Annotated in this window: 16 protein-coding genes; 14 read left to right on the top strand and 2 right to left on the bottom strand. The window is 67.6% G+C overall.

The genetic code is table 11. The annotated features are described in order from the left end of the window. Positions 1-37 precede the first annotated feature (37 nt). From E6K76_01890 to E6K76_01880, 3 genes are read left to right on the top strand one after another with little or no spacing between them, the layout of a single operon-like run. Entirely contained in the window at positions 38-1,243 is a 1,206-nt protein-coding gene (locus tag E6K76_01890; protein ID TMQ60412.1) for a hypothetical protein, read from the top strand. Next, positions 1,240-4,335 carry a hypothetical protein gene (locus tag E6K76_01885; protein ID TMQ60411.1) on the top strand — a complete coding sequence of 1,032 codons (3,096 nt, stop codon included), beginning with the start codon at positions 1,240-1,242 and terminating at the stop codon, positions 4,333-4,335. The genes E6K76_01890 and E6K76_01885 overlap by 4 nt, the downstream gene beginning before the upstream one ends. An 11-nt stretch (positions 4,336-4,346) precedes the next feature. Continuing rightward, positions 4,347-4,967 (top strand): phosphatase PAP2 family protein, encoded by a 621-nt coding sequence (locus E6K76_01880; GenBank protein ID TMQ60410.1) that lies wholly within the window; start codon positions 4,347-4,349, stop codon positions 4,965-4,967. Here the strand turns inward: E6K76_01880 and E6K76_01875 are convergent. Continuing rightward, positions 4,921-5,847 (bottom strand): laccase domain-containing protein, encoded by a 927-nt coding sequence (locus E6K76_01875; protein ID TMQ60409.1) that lies wholly within the window; start codon positions 5,845-5,847, stop codon positions 4,921-4,923. The two genes, E6K76_01880 and E6K76_01875, sit on opposite strands and share 47 nt — an antisense overlap. Positions 5,848-5,862: 15 nt before the next feature. Between E6K76_01875 and E6K76_01870 the strand changes: the two genes are divergently transcribed. The 4 genes from E6K76_01870 (at position 5,863) to E6K76_01855 (ending at position 10,559) form a co-directional block, all read left to right on the top strand. After that, a complete protein-coding gene (locus E6K76_01870) occupies positions 5,863-6,561 on the top strand; it encodes a hypothetical protein (protein ID TMQ60408.1) in 699 nt (232 codons plus the stop codon). Further along, positions 6,558-7,337, top strand: a complete 780-nt coding sequence (locus E6K76_01865; GenBank protein TMQ60407.1) for a hypothetical protein — start codon at positions 6,558-6,560, stop codon at positions 7,335-7,337. Before E6K76_01870 ends, E6K76_01865 begins: the two co-directional genes overlap by 4 nt. Before the next feature lie 124 nt (positions 7,338-7,461). Then, entirely contained in the window at positions 7,462-8,823 is a 1,362-nt protein-coding gene (locus E6K76_01860; protein TMQ60406.1) for a hypothetical protein, read from the top strand. 38 nt (positions 8,824-8,861) lie between these two features. Continuing rightward, positions 8,862-10,559, top strand: coding sequence for a tetratricopeptide repeat protein (locus E6K76_01855; protein ID TMQ60405.1), 1,698 nt, complete (start codon positions 8,862-8,864; stop codon positions 10,557-10,559). 205 nt (positions 10,560-10,764) lie between these two features. Here E6K76_01855 and E6K76_01850 read toward each other — a convergent pair whose 3' ends face one another. Continuing rightward, complete coding sequence (locus tag E6K76_01850) at positions 10,765-11,157, bottom strand: hypothetical protein (protein ID TMQ60404.1); 393 nt, start codon at positions 11,155-11,157, stop codon at positions 10,765-10,767. On the opposite strand from E6K76_01850, the gene E6K76_01845 reads away from it, so the two are divergent. The 7 genes from E6K76_01845 (at position 11,141) to E6K76_01815 (ending at position 19,168) form a co-directional block, all read left to right on the top strand. Further along, positions 11,141-12,628 carry a CCA tRNA nucleotidyltransferase gene (locus tag E6K76_01845; protein TMQ60403.1) on the top strand — a complete coding sequence of 496 codons (1,488 nt, stop codon included), beginning with the start codon at positions 11,141-11,143 and terminating at the stop codon, positions 12,626-12,628. The two genes, E6K76_01850 and E6K76_01845, sit on opposite strands and share 17 nt — an antisense overlap. Next, positions 12,519-13,691 (top strand): polyprenyl synthetase family protein, encoded by a 1,173-nt coding sequence (locus E6K76_01840; GenBank protein ID TMQ60402.1) that lies wholly within the window; start codon positions 12,519-12,521, stop codon positions 13,689-13,691. Before E6K76_01845 ends, E6K76_01840 begins: the two co-directional genes overlap by 110 nt. Before the next feature lie 20 nt (positions 13,692-13,711). Next, entirely contained in the window at positions 13,712-14,056 is a 345-nt protein-coding gene (gene rsfS / locus E6K76_01835) for a ribosome silencing factor (protein TMQ60485.1), read from the top strand. Further along, positions 14,028-15,707 (top strand): arginine--tRNA ligase, encoded by a 1,680-nt coding sequence (locus E6K76_01830; protein TMQ60401.1) that lies wholly within the window; start codon positions 14,028-14,030, stop codon positions 15,705-15,707. The genes rsfS and E6K76_01830 overlap by 29 nt, the downstream gene beginning before the upstream one ends. Positions 15,708-15,709: 2 nt before the next feature. Then, entirely contained in the window at positions 15,710-16,639 is a 930-nt protein-coding gene (locus tag E6K76_01825) for a sugar kinase (GenBank protein ID TMQ60400.1), read from the top strand. A gap of 151 nt (positions 16,640-16,790) precedes the next feature. Beyond that, on the top strand, positions 16,791-18,146 hold the full coding sequence (locus tag E6K76_01820; GenBank protein TMQ60399.1) for an HD-GYP domain-containing protein: 1,356 nt from the start codon (positions 16,791-16,793) through the stop codon (positions 18,144-18,146). After that, the gene (locus E6K76_01815; GenBank protein TMQ60398.1) at positions 18,146-19,168 is read left to right on the top strand and encodes a phosphoribosylformylglycinamidine cyclo-ligase; all 1,023 of its coding nucleotides are present in this window, start codon (positions 18,146-18,148) and stop codon (positions 19,166-19,168) included. Before E6K76_01820 ends, E6K76_01815 begins: the two co-directional genes overlap by 1 nt. The last annotated feature ends 7 nt before the right edge of the window (positions 19,169-19,175 follow it).

The raw sequence follows: 19,175 nt of genomic DNA, 5'->3' as shown, positions 1-19,175 counted from the left end.
ATCCCGCCCGGCTCGGCACAATCCCGAGGTTCCGTATTTGACCCGGCTTCTCTACGACGAAGACTCCACCATTCGCGATTTCGAAGGCACCGTGCTCCATTCGGTCGAGCGGGACGGCGCGACCTGGATCGAGCTGGATCAAACCGCGTTCTATGCCGCGGGAGGGGGGCAGCCCGCGGACCGCGGCCTGATCGACGCGATCCCGGTCGTCGACGTATCCGAGGAAGACGGGCGCGTGTGGCACCGCGTGGAGGGATCGGTGGCGACCGGCACCCGCGTACAAGGCTCGCTCGACTGGGCGCGGCGATTCGACCACATGCAACAGCACACCGGCCAGCACATCCTTTCCCAAGCGTTCCTCGCCGTCGCCGGGGCCGAGACGCGCTCATTCCATCTCGGAGCGGAAGAGGTTTCGATCGACGTCGCCCATCCGGGGCCCGACGCGGACATCCTTCGCAACGTGGAGGACCGGGCGAACGAGGTGGTGTGGGAAGATCGTGAGATCCTGGTCCACCGGGTCCCGCGCGAGGATGTCGGTCGGTTTCCGCTCCGCAAGCTCCCCGCGGTGGAAGGACTCGTGCGTGTCGTGGAGGTGCGTGGGTTCGACTGGTCCGCGTGCGGCGGCACCCACGTGGGCCGGGCCGGCCAGGTCGGCATGGTGGTCGTTCTCTCGGCGGAAAAATACAAAGGGGGGACCCGCGTGGCGTTCGTCTGCGGCGGGCGGGCGCTCCGGCGCCAGAGGGAGCGGGCGCGGCTCCTGCGCGAGCTGTCGCTCGCCTTCACGGCGGGGGAGGGCGACCTCCCGAGCGCCGTGGCGCGGCTCAAAGCGGAGCGCGAGCGCCTCGACCGGAGGCTCAAGCCGCTGCTCCTGTCCGAGCTCACGCGCGAAGCCGCGGCGCTGATCGAGGCGGCACCGAAGGGCCCTCGCGGTCCGGTTGTGGCGCGGCATTTTCCCGACCGGGACTCCGGCGAGATCGGGACCCTGGCCTCGCTCATCGCGGGTCGGGGGGCCATCGCGTTGCTCCTGGCGGGAGGCGAGACGCCGAGGGCGCACTTTTCGGCGCCAGCGGGTACAATGTCGGTGGGCGATCTTCTGGGGCGGCTTTGCCGCGAGTACGGCGGAAAGGGGGGCGGCCGGCCAGAGTCGGCCCAGGGAGCGATCCCGGCGCACGTCTCGGGGGCGGCGCTGGATGCCGCGAGGGCGGCCGCGCTCGCCGGAACTCAGGAAGGGACGGCAACATGAATAGGAGCAGTCGGCCGGAGGACTCGAGCGTGTCACGACGCCGCGCGCGGCTCGCGGTCACGCTGCTCCTCGGGCTGGGGGGGGTTGCCGCGCCCGCTCCCTCCGCCGCGCAGTACTTCGGCCAAAACAAGGTCCACTACAAGGACTTCCACTGGTCGGTGCTCAAGACCGAGCACTTCGACGTCTATTACTATCGGGGTGAAGAGGAAGCGGTCCAGGACGCGGCGGTCATGGCCGAGCGGGCCTACAAGAGGCTCAGCCGCGTGCTCGATCACCAAATCAAGGCCAAGGTTCCGCTCGTCCTCTACGCCTCGCACACGGACTTCGAGCAGACCAACATCACCCCCGAGCTGATCGGGGTCGGCACGGGTGGGGTCACCGAGTTCCTCAAGCGCCGGGTGTTTCTTCCGTTCACCGGCTCCTACGGGGAGCTGGACCACGTTCTGACCCACGAGCTGGTTCACGCGTTCCAGGTTGATATTCTGTTCGGGGACCGCCAGGGCCTCGTCGGGAATCCCTTCGCATCCTCGCCGCCCCTGTGGTTCATGGAAGGGATGGCAGAGTACCTGTCGATCGCGGAGATCGACACCAACACCAAGATGTGGCTCCGCGATGCCTCGCTCGAGGGCTACCTGACCCAGATCCGCACGCTGGAATACGTGGGGGACATCCGGGTCTACCGTTTTGGGCAGTCGATCTTCGAGTTCATCGCCGATACCTACGGCATCCAGAAGATCGGTGAAATTCTCAAGAGGACCCGGCGCCTGGGGAGCCTGGACAAAGCGCTCGAGTCCTCGACCGGGCTCTCCGTCGACGTGCTGTCCAAGAAGTGGACCGAGTCGGTCCGCAAGGAATACCTGCCCCAGATTGCCGATTACGACAAGGCCGACCGGATCGCCACGAAGCTGACGGATGCCGAGCGGGACCTGTCCAACTTCAACGTCGCGCCCTCGGTCTCTCCCACCGGTACGCAGATGGTTTTCATCTCCGACCGCAGCATGTACAACGACCTCTATCTCGCATCCGCGCTCGACGGCAGGGTGTTCAAGAAGCTCGTCGAGGGAGAGCGGACCGGGAGCTTCGAGACGCTTCGCTTCTTCAACACTTCGATCGCCTGGGCCCCCGATGAGAGCCAGATCGCGGTGCCGGCCAAGATCGGCGGGCAGGACGCGATCTATTTGATCGAGATTCCGTCGGGAAAGGTAAAGGAGAAGCTGAAGTTCGGGCTCGACGCGATCTACTCACCGACCTGGTCTCCGGACGGGCGGCGGCTCGCCTTCGTCGGCCTGAAGGAGGGCCACTCCAAGCTCTATATCAGCGACGTCGACGGCAAGAATCTGCGCGAGGTGCTCGGGGGAAAGTACGCCATTCGTGATCCGTCCTGGTCTCCGGACGGGACCCGGATCGTGTTCGCGACCGACCAGGGCCCCGACACCGACGTGAAGAGGCTCATCTTCGGGAAGCTCCGGATCGCGATTTTCGAGGTCGGGAGCGGCAAGGTGACCGTGCTCCCCAACCAGCACGGGTCGAACATCTCGCCGCAATGGGGGCCGGGCGGCTCGTCGATCGTGTTCGTCTCCGATCGTTTCGGGGTTCCGAACATCTTCCGCATGGACCTGGCGACCGGTGAGGCCGTCCGCCTCTCCAACCTGTTGTCCGGGGTCTCCGGCATCGTTCCGGAGAGCCCGTGCGTCTCGCTCTCGCGCGACGGGAAGCGCCTCCTCTTCTCGGCGTTCGCGCGCGGCGGCTGGGACATCTACTCGATCCGCGACGTGCCGAAATTCCTCGTATCGCCCCCTGTCGTGGCCGCGCACTTTTCCGAGGCGCCTCTTCTGGCCCAGGCTGGAACGTCCGAGGGGGTGTCCGATCCCATCCGGGGCGCGCAGGATCCGCTTCCCGCGCCGGACCGGCCCTCCCCGGAGGTGACTGCCCCGGAAGCGGCGGGCGCTGCCGCGGACACGACGCGCGCGTCTGTCCAGGACACGACCCTCGCCCTCTATGTGCGCCAGGCTTATCGGGAGCCGCTCGTGGACAGCACCACGTTCCGGCACGCTCCCTATCGGCCGAAGTTCTCCCGCGACTACGTTTCCGGGGGAGCCTTCTTCGCGTCGAACATCGGCTTCGCAGGATCGACAGTCATGTCCTTCAGCGACGTGCTCGGAAACCACAACATTCTCGCGGCGCTCAATCTCTTCGGCGATCTCGCGAATTCCGACATCTACCTGGCGTACTCGAACCTCGCCCATCGAACGAACTATACGGTCGCCGCGTTCCAGTACCGGACCGATCTCCTGCTTTTTTCCTCCCCAAGCAGCGATCAGGTCGAAAGCCAGGTCTACCGCGGCGGGGCCTTCCTCCTCTCGTGGCCGTTCACCCGGTTCCGGCGCGTCGAATACGGGGTCGAGGCCGCGGCGCTCGACAAAGGCGTCCTTCTCTATAACTACGATCTGGGCACCGTCTCGCAGCAGGCGAAGGACAAGACCTATCTCTACGTCGCGCCGAACGCGGCCTTGGTCGCCGACAACGCCCTCTACGGATCCACGGGGCCGATCAACGGCGGCCGCTCGAGCTACACCGTGGAGCACGCGTTCGGGGACGTTTCCTATACGACGGCCATGATGGACTGGCGGCGCTACACGAACCTCCACCACAGCTACGCGTTCGCGCAGCGGCTCATCGCGGGATCGAGCTTCGGGCGCGACCCGAGGCTCTTCCGATTCGGCGGAGCGTTCACCTTCCGCGGCGTCGATTACGGCGACCTCAGGGGATCGAACGCGCTCCTGGGGAACCTCGAGTTCCGCTTCCCGCTCATCGAGCAGCTCCGCTTCGGCTGGCCCGGGCGGATCACGCTGGGCGGAATCAACGGCGTGATCTTCCTGGACGCGGCCAGCGCGTGGCAGAAGGGGCAGACCCCGCGCTTCTTCACGCACGAGGGAGGGTTCCATTCCGACGATCTGCTCTTCGCCTTCGGCGCAGGCGCCCGCGTGAACCTGGGCTATTTCATCCTCCGATACGACTTCGGCCGCGCGACGAATTTCCAGCGTCCGGCCCGCGAGTCGCACCACTTCGTGACCCTCGGCGCGGACTTCTAGTCGCTGCAGGAATGCTGGCCGACTGGGACGCCGCGCTCTTCCGGGCGATCCACCACGGGATGCATCATCGATGGCTGGATCCCGTCATGATGGCGCTCACCGACCCCGGGCGCTGGAAGGTTCCCCTCCTCGCGCTCTTCGCGTTGGTGTTCCTGCTCCGGGGACGCCGCGGCGCGATCGCCGTGGTCGTGCTCTCGCTCACGATCGCCGCCTCCGACCAGCTGAGCAGCCACGTGCTGAAGCCGGTCTTCCGCAGGGCGCGCCCGTCGGTGTCGCTCCACGACGCCAAGCCTTTGTTCGGGGTGCGGACCTCCTGGTCGTTCCCCTCGAGCCACGCGAGCAACTTCTTCGCGGCGGCGCCCGTCGCGGCCGCGGCGATTCCGCAGGCGGCGATCCCTGCGTACGCCCTCGCCTCGGTGGTGTCCCTGTCGCGGATCTACGTCGGGGACCACTACCCGAGCGACGTCCTGGGGGGAGCGATTCTCGGCCTGTTCTTGGGGTTTCTGGGAAGGAAGGCGTTCTTCCGCTCGGAGCGCAGCATCCTGGGGCGCGCCCGCGCGCCGGCCGGGGTGGACGAGGGAACGTCTATTCGGCAGTCGCGAGGTGAAAGAGCGCCCAGTGGCGGCCCGTGACGCCGCGGTCCCGCCGATGGGAGTAGAAGCTTCCGGCCTCGCACGAGGTGCACTCTTGCGCCACGAGGATCGCGTCCTCGCGAACCCCCTCCGCCCGAAGCGCGAGGGAGATCGCGAGCGGAAGGTCGAGCGCGGTGCCCGCCGCGTGCGGTTTCAGGACCTGACCCGGAAAATCGCGCGCGATCTCCGGCCCGATGGGATAGCAGCAGGCATGGATGCACGGGCCGATCGAAGCGAGGATCTCCCCGACGGGAACGCCTCGCGCCGCGAGGAGACGGACCGCGCGGGCCGCGATCCGGCCGCGGGTACCACGCCACCCCGAGTGAAGAAGGGCGCCCCGGGCGCCGCTCCGCGCGACCAGCGCCACCGGGGCGCAGTCCGCGGCCGACACCGCGACCCAGGGGTCCCCGGCGCGGACGATGAATCCGTCCGCTTCGCACGGCGCGTCGTCCGGCTCGACGATCCGGGTCCCGTGGACCTGGTGCAGCCGCAGGGGCCCCGGGCCGGGAATCCCGAGCGCCCCGAATGCGATCGCCCGGTTCCGGAGCACCGCCTCGCGCTCGTCTCCCACTTCGAGCCCGAAATTGAGCGAAGCGTATGGGCCGATGCTCACGCCGCCGCGGCGCGTCGGGATCCCGAACCACGCCGTCTCCGGAAGATGCCCCTTGCCGGGGCGCCACACCACCAGTTCCTCGAGCGCTTCCTGCGACACGGCGCGCAGCGTGCCCGCTTTGCCCGCGGAGCGCAAGCCGCATCGCGGTCCGCGTCTCTCGTGGCGCTCGCCGCCGCGTTGCTCCTCGCGGGCTGCGCGCGGCTCGCCAAGCCGAGCTCGGGGGCTTCGGCGCGCGACCGGCTCCTCGCGGCCTATGCGGCGGCTCATGGTCCGACCCGCGGCGTGGGCGCGATTTCGGTCCGCCGGGCCGAACGGGGACGCGGCAGGGCGCGCGTCCGCTGGGCCGAGAACGCGGAGAGCCTGGCGGTGGTCGGATACGTGGGGCCTTCGCGCGCGCTCGACGCTTCGCTCCAGGGGGACTCGCTCTACATCATCGTCCGGCGCTACGGAACCGGCGTCGCGGGCTCGCTCCGCGGAGAGGAAGGGATCGAGGCTCGCCTGCTACGCTTCATCGCCACCCCGTGGGACATGAGCCCCGATTGGGTGCGGGAGGCGCTCGAGCACGCGGAGCTCCAGGAGTCGGGGAAGGGCTGGACGCTTCGCGGGAGCCTCGGGCTCGATCGCTCCGGGGGGCGCGGCCGCCTCGGGGAGGAGTGCCGGTTCACGCTCGAGATCGGGCCCGGCGCGGATCCCTCGAGGCTCACGCTGCGGCGCGCGCGCGACCGGGACGATCTGATTTCGGTCCGCTACGGACCCGCCCGGCGCTTTCAGGCGGGGCGCATTCCAAGGTGGATCGAGTGGTCGTTCTCTGGCAGCGTGGTTCGTCTGGAGGTCGAGGATCACGCGCCGGCCGACGCCTCGAGAATCCGCTACGCGCCCCGGACCGAGGCGGGGTGGATGATCCTCGCGCTGGATCGACCCGGCGGGCGTTCGCTCGTCCGCTGGCTACTGGGCCTCTCGGAGGAGACCGTCGAACCGTGACCCGCAAGCCCTGGAGCCCACCCTTCCCGACCCGCGCCTTCCGGTGCGGCCTTGCCCGGCTGCCCGCGGTCGCGGTTGCCATGGCGCTGGCCGCCGGCGCGGCGGCCAAGGCGCCCGCCGCGCCCCGTGCGTCGGCCCAACCCGCCGCGTCCTCGCCGCACGAGGCGGTGGACCGGATGCTCGCCCGCATGCTCCGAGCGCCGGAGATCCAATCGCGCGTTCTCATCCGGAGGACCGACCCCTTCGGCGGCCCGGACGAGCGCACGAGCGGACGCATCTGGTTCCTTCCGGGCCGCGGCCTGCGCTTTCGATCGGAGGAGCGCGGTGGCGAGGACATCGTCGTGGACCGCGAGAGGGGATCGTTTCTCGTGTACCGGCCTTCGGAGAAGGTCCTCTATCGTGCCGGGTGGGACCGCGCCCCGGCGCGCATGCGACAGCTCATCACGGAACCCGAGCGGGTGCTGGACAGCGGTTTTCGAGCCGTGTCCGAGCGCAGGCTCGCGGGGGGCGCGCTCAGGGACGGATACCGGGTCCGCCGCTCCGCCATGGAGGATTCGGCATCGAGCGTTTCCGTATGGATCGCGGCCGATCCCGCGACCGGCTTTCCTCGTTGGGTCAGCGCCGCGGGAGATGAGGATTCGGTCGAGGTCGAGTTCCGCGCCCTCACGATCTTGTCCAGGGCCAACCCGCGCGATCTCTCCCTGAGCCTCCCCCGCGGAGTGCGCACGGAGCCGCTCGACCCCCGCGAGCTGCTTCCCCGCGGGGAATCCCGTTGACGCTCGTTTGAGCGGGGGTTAGGGTGCGGGGCGTGACCGACGCGCCGCTCCACTCGGTCCCGAGGGACGCCTCCTGAGTCGCGGGCTCATCCTCTACGTCGGCGCCGTAATCGCCGCCGGCGCGGTGGTCCTCGCCTCCGCGTTCCCGGAATTCTGGTCGCTGGGCCTGATCCACATCGCCGCGTGGATCCTCGTCAGCCTGCTCGCCGAAAGTCTCTGGATTTCCACGATCACCGGGAAGGCCATGGAGAGCATGGCTTCCACGGTCGATCTGAGCCTGCTCGTGCTCCTCGGATTCCGGCCCGCGGTCTGGATCGCCGCGATCGCCTTCCTGCTCGCGAACGTCTTTTTCTCCCGCCGCATCTGGTACAAGGCGCTTTTCAACGCCGGGCAGAACGTGCTCGCGCTCTCCGCGGCGGGCGTCGTCTATACCCGCCTGGGCGGGGTTCCCCTCGCGGGTCAGGGAAACCTGCCGGTGGAGTCCCTCAGCGTCTCGCTCATCGTTCCCTGGGTCGCGGCGTCCATCGCCTATTTCGTCGTGAACACGATCCTGGTCGCGGGGGCCGTCGCCTTGAGCACGCGCAGGAAGCTCTTCCACACCTGGCGCGAGGAGTACATCTACTACAACTCGCTCATCTCCTCGGCGGCGCTCTTCTTTCTCTCGCCGCTCGTCGTCGTCTCCTACATGGCGATCGGCTTTTTCGGGCTCATCTTCTTCTTCGTCCCCCTGCTCCTGATCAAGGAGGCGAGCGCGAAGTACATCGAGCTGGAGAAGGCCAAGGACGAGCTGGTCAGCTCCGAGCGTCTCGCGGCGAAGGGGGAAATGGCGGCCGAAGTCGCGCACGAGCTGAACAACTCACTCGCTGCGATTTCCGCGCGGGCTCAATTCTTCCTCATGGGGATCGGATCGATGAGCCCGGAGCGGACCCAGGAGAGCGCGCGGATCATATTCGAGCAGGCGAGCGCCATGACCGTGCTGACGAAGGGGCTCCTCGATTTTTCGCACAAGGAGGTGCGCAAGCAGCCCACGCGGCTGAACGACGTGATCCGCCGCACGGTGGAGTTCATCACGCCGCAGAACAAATACGAGCGGATCGAATTCAGCTTGGAGCTGTTCGAGGGTTTGCCGGTGATGAATCTGGACCCAGGCCAGATTCAGCAGGTCTTCATGAATCTTTTCAGCAACGCCGCCGACGCCATGCTGAGCGCGAAGACGGGTCTGCCCCGCATCGTGATCCGGACCCGGTTGAAATCGGCCGCGGGGGAAGTGGAGCTGGCGGTCGAGGACAACGGACCCGGCATCCCGGCCGAAGCGATGGCAAGGCTCTTCGAGCCTTCCTTCACGACGAAGCCGGAGGGGCATGGATTCGGCCTGTCCACGTGCTATCGCATCGTCCAGAACCACGGCGGAAAGATCGCGGCGCGCAACATTCCCGGCTCCGGCGCGCGGTTCACGATCACGCTCCCCGGCAAAGACGGTCTGTAGCGCGCCTGGAGGCTGCATCGCCGGAGCCGGCACACTCTATGGATGCGCGCGCCGTGAGCCATCGCGCTGGGTATCTTTTCTTTGCCGCAGGGGCCCTCCTCTATGTGTGTGCGATCTTTGTGGCGAGCGGATCCCCTGGTCCGGGCGCGTGGGGGATTCACCTCGCGGGTTTTCTTGCTCTGCCCGGGAAGCTCCTGGTCTTCACACTCCTCGGCGTTGGGGTCGCCGCTTCAGCAGTGGTCGCCTTCAAGCCGCCGGCTCGGCAAGTTCCTCCGGGGGATCACCCGCTCCATGAAATCCTGAGAATTACCGCTGGACCTAGGTTCGCGCTCCTTGCCGGGTACGCCGCGATACTCTGGTTGCTGCGCACACGCACCCATTTTCTAGGCGACGGAATGATCTGGCTCTACGGGCTCAGGGAGGGGGATCTTTCCGCGCCAACGGAGCCGCTCGCCCAGGCCATCTGGCAGACGGCATCCGGAGCTCTGCGACAACTCGGCGCCCCTGTCCTTTCCTCCACGCTGGCGATGGTGTCGATCGCGTGCGGAGCTGTGACCGCTGTCATTTTCTGGGGGATCGCGCGCGAAATCGCCCTCGGAGGCGGGGGATTCGTCACCGCGTTCCTGCTCCTCATGACCATGGGGGCCACGGGGCTGTTTTACGGCTATATCGAGAGCTACCCTCCTGTCGCTGTCGCGATCCTGGCGTACCTCCTCGCCGGGCTTCGGTGCGCTCGACGCGGAAGAGGGCTGTTCCTCCTTGTCCTTGCGTTCGCCGTGGCCGTGGCGTCCCACCTCGTCACGCTGTACCTCGCGCCGTCGCTCCTATTTCTCATTCTCCGTGGACCGGTGTCTCAGGTTCGTCGAGCGGCCCTGATCGGGCTGGCCGTAGCGCTCCCTGCCACGCTCTTAGTCTTACTCGGAAGCGGACCGGCGCAGTGGCTTCATACCTTCGAGCTCGCCACGGGCGCCGCGCGGGTCGGCCCGGTAGCAACTAGCACAATGAGGCCCTACGAAATCGTGTCGCTTGGTCACGCGATCGATCTCGCGAACGTTATGCTCCTCGTTGTACCTGTACCGCTACTCCTACTCTTGGCGGGCATCGTGCAGCGCCGAGGGCGGGTCCCGGAAGCCAGTTCACCCGGCGCCTTCCTGGGCATCGCCAGCGGCGCCGGTCTCTTGGGCGCCCTGGCCCTCGTTCTTCCTGTCGCAGCCGCTCAGGATTGGGACCTGACCTCCCTGCTGATCCTACCCTTGGGGGTTTTCGGGATTTGGGCCGGTCGGTCGCTCTGCGCTTCGGGTGGGAAGCTGATCCGGGTGAGCGTCCTGGGCATCAGCCTCGGATCGCTCCTAGCCTTTGTGCTCGTGAACGCAAGTGATAGGGCAGGGACGAGAAGGTACGAAACCCTGGTCGGTCCCCATGCCAGAATTACAGACTTCGCCCGGTGGTACGCCTACGAGTTGCTCGCCCACTATTACCGTCATCGTGGGGATTATGGTAGCGCCATGGCCTACGTCGATCTCTTGCTCCGGACGGAGCCGGCGAATCCGCGATATTGGGCCATGGGAGGGGCGACACTTGTTGGCATGGGTCGCTATGCCGAGGCGGTCCCCCTTCTCACCGAGGCCCTGCGGCGGAGTCCGAACCGAGCGGGGACCAGGACGAACCTGGGTATCTCCTACTCGGCCCTCGGACGCTACCGGGAGGCCCTCCCCACGAGTTCAGAGAGGCGGTGAAGATCGATGGAAGTAGGCCGGATTACCTCCACAACCTAGGTCTGGCGTTCAAAAACACAGGGGAGCCGGATTCCGCCCGGGCGGTATGGAGTGAAGTGCTTCGGCGTTGGCCCCGATATGGCCCGACTGCGCGGGCCATGACGAGGTACTTCGGCCCGCGAACGCAAACATCGATTCCCTGACTCCCGATTCCTTGCTCTCTCCCTCAACGATCGATCGCGCTCAGCACGGCGACCCCCGCGGCCGCCCCCGCCAGGTCCGCGACGAGATCCTTCCAGCTCGCGCCGCGCCGGAGCCGGCGCGGCTTGACCGTCGCGTCGTAGGCCTCCTTGAGGAGCCCGACGCCGAACGTGGCGGCGAGCGCCGTTCCGCGTGCCCGCCCTTCGACGCGCAGGGAGGCGGCGATCGCGAGGGAGCCGGCGAAGTGGAGCCCCTTGTCCGCCGCAAGCCAGGAGCCCTGGTCGGCCGCGGAGAGGAAAAGGGGATCGGCCTCCGCGGCACCCCGGAGCCCGGTCGCGGCCGCGAGGAGGAGGAACGGAATCACGAGCGCCAACCCGACGCCCGCGCGCGGGATCCCCTTCGTGGTTCGCTCGTCCATGCCCCGCATGCTACGGGCGCGGCCGCTTCTGATCAACGCCCGGAATGATCGTCCGGGGTCTGGCACCGCTCTGATACCATCGCCTTCGATGACCCCTGTCCGTTTGGATCCCTCCCAGGTGCCGGCGCCCATCCTCGAGATCCTGCGCCGGCTCGGCGATGCGGGGCATCGTGCCTATCTCGTCGGCGGCGCGGTGCGGGAGCTCTTGCGCGGCGTGCCGCTCCAAGACTGGGACGTCGGCACGAGCGCGACCCCGGATCAGGTGCTTGGGCTTTACCCGGACGCGATCGCGACCGGCGCCCGCTTCGGAACGCTCACGATCCCGACGAGGGCGGGGCACTGCGAGGTCACGACCTTTCGGATCGAGTCGGAGTACACGGACGCCCGCCACCCAGAGAAGGTGACGTTCGTCCGCGAGCTGGAAGAAGACCTGAAGCGCCGCGACTTCACCGTCAACGCGATCGCCTGGGATCCGCTGGCCGGCCGGATCGTCGATCCCACGGGCGGTCTTGCCGACTTGGATCAGGGAATCCTGCGGGCCGTCGGTGAACCGCTGGAGCGTTTTCGCGAGGACGGCTTGCGCCCGATCCGCGCCGCCCGCTTCGCCGCGACGCTGGAATTTCAGCTCGAGGAGCGCACGACACGCGCGCTCCGGGAAACGCGCACCGAGGTGGGCAGGGTCGCCGCCGAGCGCGTGCAGGATGAGCTCATGAAAATGCTGCGCGCCCGCGAGCCTTCGCGCGGGTTCGAGGTGCTGCGGCAGGCGGGGCTTCTCGGCGTGTGGCTGCAGGAGCTCGAAGCGTGCGTGGCGGTGCCGCAAAACCGGTACCACGCGTACGACGTCTACTTCCACACGATCTATACCTGTGACGCCGCCCCGGCCGCGAAACCCGCCGTGCGGCTCGCGGCGGTGTTCCACGACGTGGGGAAGCCTCGAACCCGCGAAGAGCGCGACGGCGGCGAGGCGACCTTCTACAACCACCAGTTCGTGGGCGCGGCGATGGCGGAAGAGGCGATGGCCAGGCTCCGTTTCGGTCGTGAGATGACGGAGACGGTGGTTCACCTCGTACGGCACCACATGTTCGACTACCGTCGCGAATGGACGGACGCCGCGGTCCGGCGATTCATCCGGGGCGTCGGCGTGGAGCACATCGCGGACCTCTTCGATCTCAGAATCGCGGACAACATCGGAAACGGCCTCAAGACCGGATTTCCTCATTATCTCGAGGAGCTTCGGGCACGCGTCGACGCGATTCTCGAGGCTGAAGAGGCCCTTTCGGTTCAGGACTTGGCCGTGGACGGGAACGACGTCATGACGATCCTCCATCTACCGCCGTCTCCCAGGGTAGGCGGGATCTTGAATCAACTTCTCGAGGAGGTCTTGGAAAACCCCCAGCTCAACACGCGGGAACGCCTTTTGGAGCGGATCCGAGCCGGGTTTTCGATTGACACCCGGGAATCCCGGACCTAGGCTGACGGCCCGTCCACATAGAAACCATGCGCTAGGGAGTCCATTGACCGCTCGCAGACAAGCGCCAGAAGTGCTTCCGGCGGAAGCACCGACGCTGGAGGCTATCCGGAGCCCAATCGCGGAGCCGTTCGAGCGGTTTCAGACCGAGCTCGACCAGGCCTTTCTCTGCGATGTCGGGCTGGTCGGCGCGGTCGGCGCCCACCTCCATCGCGCCTACGGAAAACGCTTCCGCCCCACGCTTGTTCTCCTTGCCGCCAAGGGTTTCGGTCGGGTCACCGACGAAGCGGTCTTCGGAGCCGTGGTCGTCGAGCTGATCCACACGGCCACCCTGATTCACGACGACAGCGTGGACAAGAGCCTGCTCCGCCGCGGCCTTCCCACCGTCAACACGGCGTTCAACAACGACACGGCCATCCTGATGGGGGACTATCTCTATTCCAAGGCGTTCTCGATCCTCGTGAATCGGAAAATGTACGACGCGATGGATCTCCTGGCCGAGGCGACTCATCGGATGAGCCAGGGAGAGCTGCGGCAGATCGAACAGAAAAACCGGCTCGATTTGACCGAGACCGAATACATGAGGGTCATCGACGAAAAGACCGCCTGCCTCATGTCGGCCGGCTGCGAGCTGGGGGCGGGCGCGGGAGGCGCCGACAAGAAGCGCCGCGCCGCGTTCAACCGTTTCGGCCGAGCGGTGGGCCTCGCGTTCCAGATCACGGACGATGTCTTTGACTACCTGGGTGCCGAGAACGTGATCGGAAAGGCGATGGGGAACGACTTGGACGGCGGAAAGATCACGCTCCCCTTGATCAATGCGCTGCGAGAAGCGCCCGAGCGGGAGAGGCGTGACATGGAGGATCTGATTCGTTCGCGCGATTTCCGGAACGGCCACTGGTCGGACGTGGTGCGGTTCGTCACGGCTCACGGTGGCGTCGCGTACAGCCAGAAGCGGAGCGCGGAGCTGGCGGACCGCGCCGAGCGGGAGCTCGACTTGGTTCCCGACCTCGAGATCCGCGAAGCCCTACAATCCGCCGTCCGGTACGCGGTGACGCGCGAGCGTTGAACCAAGTTCCCGTCCTGAACATTCAAGCGAAGGACCTCGCCCGGGAAGCGGCGCGGTTGACGCTGACCAAGCGCGCCGAGGACGTCCTGATCCTGGATCTGCGGGAGCTCGACGGCGTGTGCGACTACTTCGTGCTGGCGACCGGCCAGTCCGAAGTTCAGACGCGCGCGATCGCGGACGCAGTCGATGAAGGGATGCGCGCCCGCGGGGTCCGTCCGTGGCACGTCGAGGGCTACGAGGCACGGCGCTGGATCCTTCTCGATTACGTCGATTTCGTCGTGCACGTCTTTCACGCGCGGGCGCGCGAATACTACCTGTTAGACAAGCTATGGGGCGATGCCCACCGAGAAACCGTGGCCGATTGAGGCCTACCTCGCCGAACGCTTAGAGGGGGCGATCGCGCGCGCGGGCTTCTCGATGCCCGACGGCGCGCGGGTCGAGGTCGAGGTGCCGCGTGAGCCGGAGCACGGCGACTGGGCCACCCCGGTGGCGCTCACCCTCGCGAAGACGGCACGCCGGCCGCCGCGGGAGGTGGCCGGCGCATTGCTCCGATCCTTGGAGATCGAGCCGGACGTGGTGAGCGGCGTGGAAGCCGCCGGGGCGGGGTTCATCAACTTTCGGCTGGCGCCCGCCTGGCTCGCCGCGAACGTCCGGCGTATTCTCTCGGACCCTGCCGCCTACGGCAATTCTCCGGTGGGCCGGGGAGAGAAGGTCCTGATCGAGTATGTGAGCGCCAATCCGACCGGACCGCTGAACGTCGTCAATGCCCGAGCCGCGAGTATCGGAGACGCCTTGATCCGGATTCTGAACACCGCGGGCTACGAGGCGAGCGGCGAATTCTACGCGAACGACTGGGGGCTCCAGGCGGAGCTCTTCGGCGCTTCGATCCGGACGCGCTTCGCGGAGCGGATCGGCGTCCAGGCTCCGGCGATCCCCGAAGAGGGCTACGCGGGGAGCTATGTGACCGAGGTCGCCGACGCGATCCCGGAATCCCAGGGACGCGAGTGGCTGGCGCATCCGGAGCGCGAGCAACGCTTGCGGTTCGCCGCTTGGGGCATCGACCGGATGCTGGAACGTCAGAAGCGGGAGCTCACCCGCTTCGGCGCGCGCATCGATCGGTGGTTTCGGGAAAGCGAGCTCCATCGCGGCGGCGCGGTCGAAAAGGCCCGCGCCCGGCTTGCGGAGCGGGGGCTGAGCGAGGAGAGGGACGGCGCCCTCTGGTTTCGCTCGACCGCCTTCGGCGATCAGGAGGACCGCGTGATCGTGAGGGCGAACGGGGAGCCGACCTATTTCCTCGCCGATGCCGCGTATCACCACGACAAGTTCTCGCGCCGGTTCGATCGGCTCATCGATCTCTTGGGCCCGGACCACCACGGCCACATCCAGAGGATGCAGGGCGTGATCGAGGCGATGGGGTGGCCGCGCGATCGCTTCGAAGTGATCCTGATCCAGTGGGTGCGCCTCTTGCGTGGCGGGGAGCCGGTCAAGATGTCCAAGCGCGCCGGCGAGTTCATCACCCTGGAAGACCTGGTGGACGAGGTGGGGGTGGACGCGGCCCGGTTCTTCTTCCTGATGCGGCGCGCCGAGAGCCCTCTCGACTTCGATCTCGAGCTGGCGGTGAAGCGCAGCGAGGACAACCCCGTCTACTACGTCCAGTACGCGCACGCCCGGATCGCGCATATTCTCGACTACGCGCGACAGCAGGGGGTGGCGGATCCGGGGCCCGATTCCGCGCGATCTGAGCTCTTGCACGAAGCGGAGACCTTGGTTCTCTTGCGCGGAATCGCCGGGTTTCCTTCGCTGGTCGCGGCGGCGGCAAGGCATCGGGAGCCGCATCGCATTCCCATTTATCTCAAGGAGTTGGCGGCCAAGTTTCATTCCTTTTATCACCAGCACCGTGTCGTCGGCCCGGACGTCGCGGTCACGGCGGCGAGGCTCCTCCTCACCCGCGCGACGGGGGTGGTGTTGCGGCGCGGGCTCGAGCTCTTGGGCGTGAGCGCGCCGGAGTCGATGTAGCCTTGGCGATCGCCGTCGTCGGTTCCCTCGGGCTGGACACGATCGAGACTCCCGCGGGGCGCGTGGAGGATGTCCTCGGCGGGTCGGCCGCGTATTTCTCTCTCGCCGCGCGGCGCTTTGTTCCCGTCTCGCTCGTTGCGGTCGTCGGCACCGATTTCCCGGAGGAGGCTCGGCGCGCCTTGGAGCAGCCGGATCTGGACCTCTCAGGGCTGGAGGTTCAGGAGGGGCGAACCTTCCGCTGGGAGGGCGTCTACAGCCGCGACATGAATACGCGCGAAACGAGGCGCACCGAGCTCAACGTGTTCGAGCGTTTCCGCCCGAAGCTCCACGACGGAATCCGGTCGTTTCGAAATATCTTCCTCGCCAACATCGACCCGGTTCTCCAGCGTGAGGTGCTCGATCAGCTCAAGGATCCGAGGCTCGTGCTCTGCGACACGATGAACTACTGGATCCACAACAAGCGGGAGGCCCTGCTCGCGATTCTCAAGCGGGTTCGCATCCTCCTCATCAACGAAGAGGAGGCGCGCGAGCTGACCGGCGAGTCGCTCACGCACCGCGCCGCGCGGGCGATCCTGAGCCTCGGCCCGGAGACCGTGGCGATCAAGCAGGGAGAGCACGGCGCGTTCTTGCTGGGACGCGACCTCTACTTCACCTGTCCGGCGGTTCCGATCGAGAGCGTGATCGATCCGACCGGGGCCGGCGATACGTTCGCGGGCGGATTCTTCGGCGCGCTCGCGCGGATGGGCCGCCTCACCGACCGCACGCTCCGTGCCGCGGCCGTCTACGGATGCGTGATGGCGTCCTTCACCGTGGAGGATTTCGGCGTGCAGGGGCTGCTCCGCGCGAAGCGCGCGGAGGTTCTCCGCAGGGCGGACGAGATCATGGAGATGACCCGGTTCAGCCTGGACGACACGGCGCGGCTCCTTCGTTGACGCCGTCGATCGCCCGACGCGCGGCCCCGGGGAAGGCCGCCCGGCGTCCCACGGCTTGTTCCGTCCCGCATGGAAGTTGCCCTCTGGCGCTCGGGGGTGCTCCCTGGCACACTCCGTGCGGAAGCGGATCCTATTCGCGAGGGGAGGGGCCTTGGGTCGCAGACTGGAAGCGGAGCTCGTGACGCCGGTCGAGCCGAAGCAGGCTACGGCGAAGCCCGCCGCGTGGAGCCCGGGGTTTCTCTGGATGCTGCTGCCGTCGTTCCTGGCGGCCCTTCCCGTCCTTCTCGCGATCTTCGGCGGGCCGGAGGTGAAGCAGACGCGGTGGGACGTCGTGGGCGTCGGCGTCTGGTTCGTGCTCCTCATCCTGGCGGAGGCGCTGCCCGTTCCGATGATCCGCGGCGGAACGATGACGATCGCGTCGATCCTGGACGTGGGCGCGATCCTGCTCTTCGGCCCGTGGGTCGCGGGTGCGCTCGACCTGATCACCACGCTTGCCGCCCAGATGCTGATCCTGCGCCAGCGCCCCGGCGACGCGACGCTCAACGCGGGCCTCTATGCGTCGACCACGATTCTCGCGGGCTGCGCGTATCTCGCCGCGGGGGGATCGCTCGGGTCGCCGCGTCTGGGGCCGGATCTCCTCCCGGTGCTCATCGCGGGCTCCCTTTATTTCATGCTCAATACCGGCGCCGTGAGTCTCCTCATGGGCACGCGGACGGGCGAGGATCCCGGCCGAATCTGGCGCCATCAGTTCCGCGACGGTATCCCGCAGTATGCGCTCTCGATCGGGTTCGGCCTTCTGTTCGCCCGGGTCCGCGTCGCGGCGGGAATCCCGGGCGTGCTGCTTCTCGTGCTCCCGCTCCTGTCCGCGCGGTACGCGCTCCAGCTCTACGCCGATCTCAAGGAGGATCTCGCTAGCTTCGTCCGCGCGTTGAGCGTGGTGCTCGACGCCGTGGATCCGTACACGCATGAGCACTCGGTCCGCGTCGCCGAGTACTCTGTGCGCGTGGCGCGGCACCTGGGGCTTCGCGAGGACGAGGTGGAGACGATCCACTACGCGGCGCTCTGCCACGACATCGGGAAGATCGCCCAGCATCCGGAGGTGATCCGAAAACCCGAGGCGCTCGACCACGAGGAGCGCCGGCTCATGATGCGCCACCCCGAGGCGGGCGCTCGTATCGTGGGACAGATCCGCGCGCTCCGCTCCGCGGCGGCGATGGTGCGCACCCACCACTGGCGGCCTGATGGGCGAGGCTATCCGGCGGGGCTCGGCGATTCGGACGTGCCGCTGGGTGCCCGGATCATCCACGCGTGCGACGCGTTCGACGCGATGACCTCGGACCGGCCCTATCGGAAGGGGCTCCCCGCCCAGCGGGCCCTCGCAGAGCTCCGCCGGCACTCCGGCTCCCAGTTCGATCCGAGGCCGGTCGCGGCGCTCTCCGAGCTCCACGAATCGGGCGGCCTGCATATCGCTCCACGGGATTCGGAGCTGCTCGTCGAGATATTCTGATGAGCCGGTATCGCGACGCGGGGGTGAACATCCGCAAGGGGGAGGAAGCGCTCGACCGCATCCGCGAGCTCTGCCGCTCGACGTTCAATGCGAACGTGGCGGCCGATCTCGGCGGGTTCGCGGGCGCCTACCGGATTCCGGGCGTCCCCGGACGGTTGCTCGCCGCGAGCATGGACGGCGTCGGCACGAAGCTCAAGGTCGCGATCCTCTGCGGGAAGCACGACTCGATCGGGGCGGACCTCGTTCGCCATTGCGGCAACGACATCCTCGTCCACGGAGCGACCCCGCTCTTCTTCCTCGACTACGTCGCCATGGGCACGCTCGACCCCCCGCGGGTCGAGGAGCTGGTCTCGGGTCTCGCGCGCGGATGCCGCGAGGTGGGCTGCGCGCTCATCGGGGGAGAGACGGCCGAGATGCCGGGCCTCTACGCGCCGGGCGAGTACGATCTCGCGGGCGCGATCGTGGGGCTCACGTCCGAGGCGGAATGGATCGACGGCTCGACGATCGTCGCGGGGGACATCCTCCTGGGGCTTCCCGCGGTCGGGCTCCACACCAACGGATACTCGCTCGCGAGAAGGATCCTCTTCGATACGATGGGGCTCGCCGTGTCCGACCGGCTGCCGTTCGGAGACGCCACGGTGGGGCAGGAGCTGCTCAAGCCTCATCCTTACTACGGCCCACCCGTGCGGATCGCGCGCGCCGCGGGCGCGGTGCGCGGGATGGCGCACATCACGGGCGGAGGGATTCCGGGAAACCTCGTCCGCGCGCTCCCCCCCGGGCTCTCTGCGGAGGTAACGGTGGGGACCTGGCCCGTGCTCCCGGTCTTCCGCTTTCTCCGCGAGGCGGGACAAGTGAGCGAGGTGGAAGCGTACGAAGTGTGGAACATGGGTCTCGGCATGATCCTCGTCGTGAAGCAGGAGGACGCGCCGGCGGTGGAGCGTGCCCTGGGGCAGGCCGGCCACCCCCACTATCGCATCGGCGTCATCGCGAAAGGGCGCCGCGAGGTGAGGCTCACGGCGTAGCGGAGCG

Source organism: Candidatus Eisenbacteria bacterium (assembly GCA_005893275.1).
In the GTDB taxonomy this organism is placed as follows: domain Bacteria; phylum Eisenbacteria; class RBG-16-71-46; order SZUA-252; family SZUA-252; genus WS-7.
The sequence above is the reverse complement of the archived record's forward strand: the minus strand, read 5'-3'. Positions and strand labels throughout refer to the sequence as shown.

Coding starts and splice junctions, on each gene's coding strand:
- E6K76_01815 (TMQ60398.1), top strand. CDS start 18,146: ATGAGCCGGTATCGCGACGCGGGGGTGAACATCCGCAAGGGGGAGGAA.
- E6K76_01875 (TMQ60409.1), bottom strand. CDS start 5,847: ATGAGCCGCCGCATAGGCCGCGAGGAGCCGGTCGCGCGCCGAAGCCCC.
- E6K76_01850 (TMQ60404.1), bottom strand. CDS start 11,157: ATGGACGAGCGAACCACGAAGGGGATCCCGCGCGCGGGCGTCGGGTTG.
- E6K76_01885 (TMQ60411.1), top strand. CDS start 1,240: ATGAATAGGAGCAGTCGGCCGGAGGACTCGAGCGTGTCACGACGCCGC.
- E6K76_01880 (TMQ60410.1), top strand. CDS start 4,347: ATGCTGGCCGACTGGGACGCCGCGCTCTTCCGGGCGATCCACCACGGG.
- E6K76_01855 (TMQ60405.1), top strand. CDS start 8,862: ATGGATGCGCGCGCCGTGAGCCATCGCGCTGGGTATCTTTTCTTTGCC.
- E6K76_01830 (TMQ60401.1), top strand. CDS start 14,028: ATGCCCACCGAGAAACCGTGGCCGATTGAGGCCTACCTCGCCGAACGC.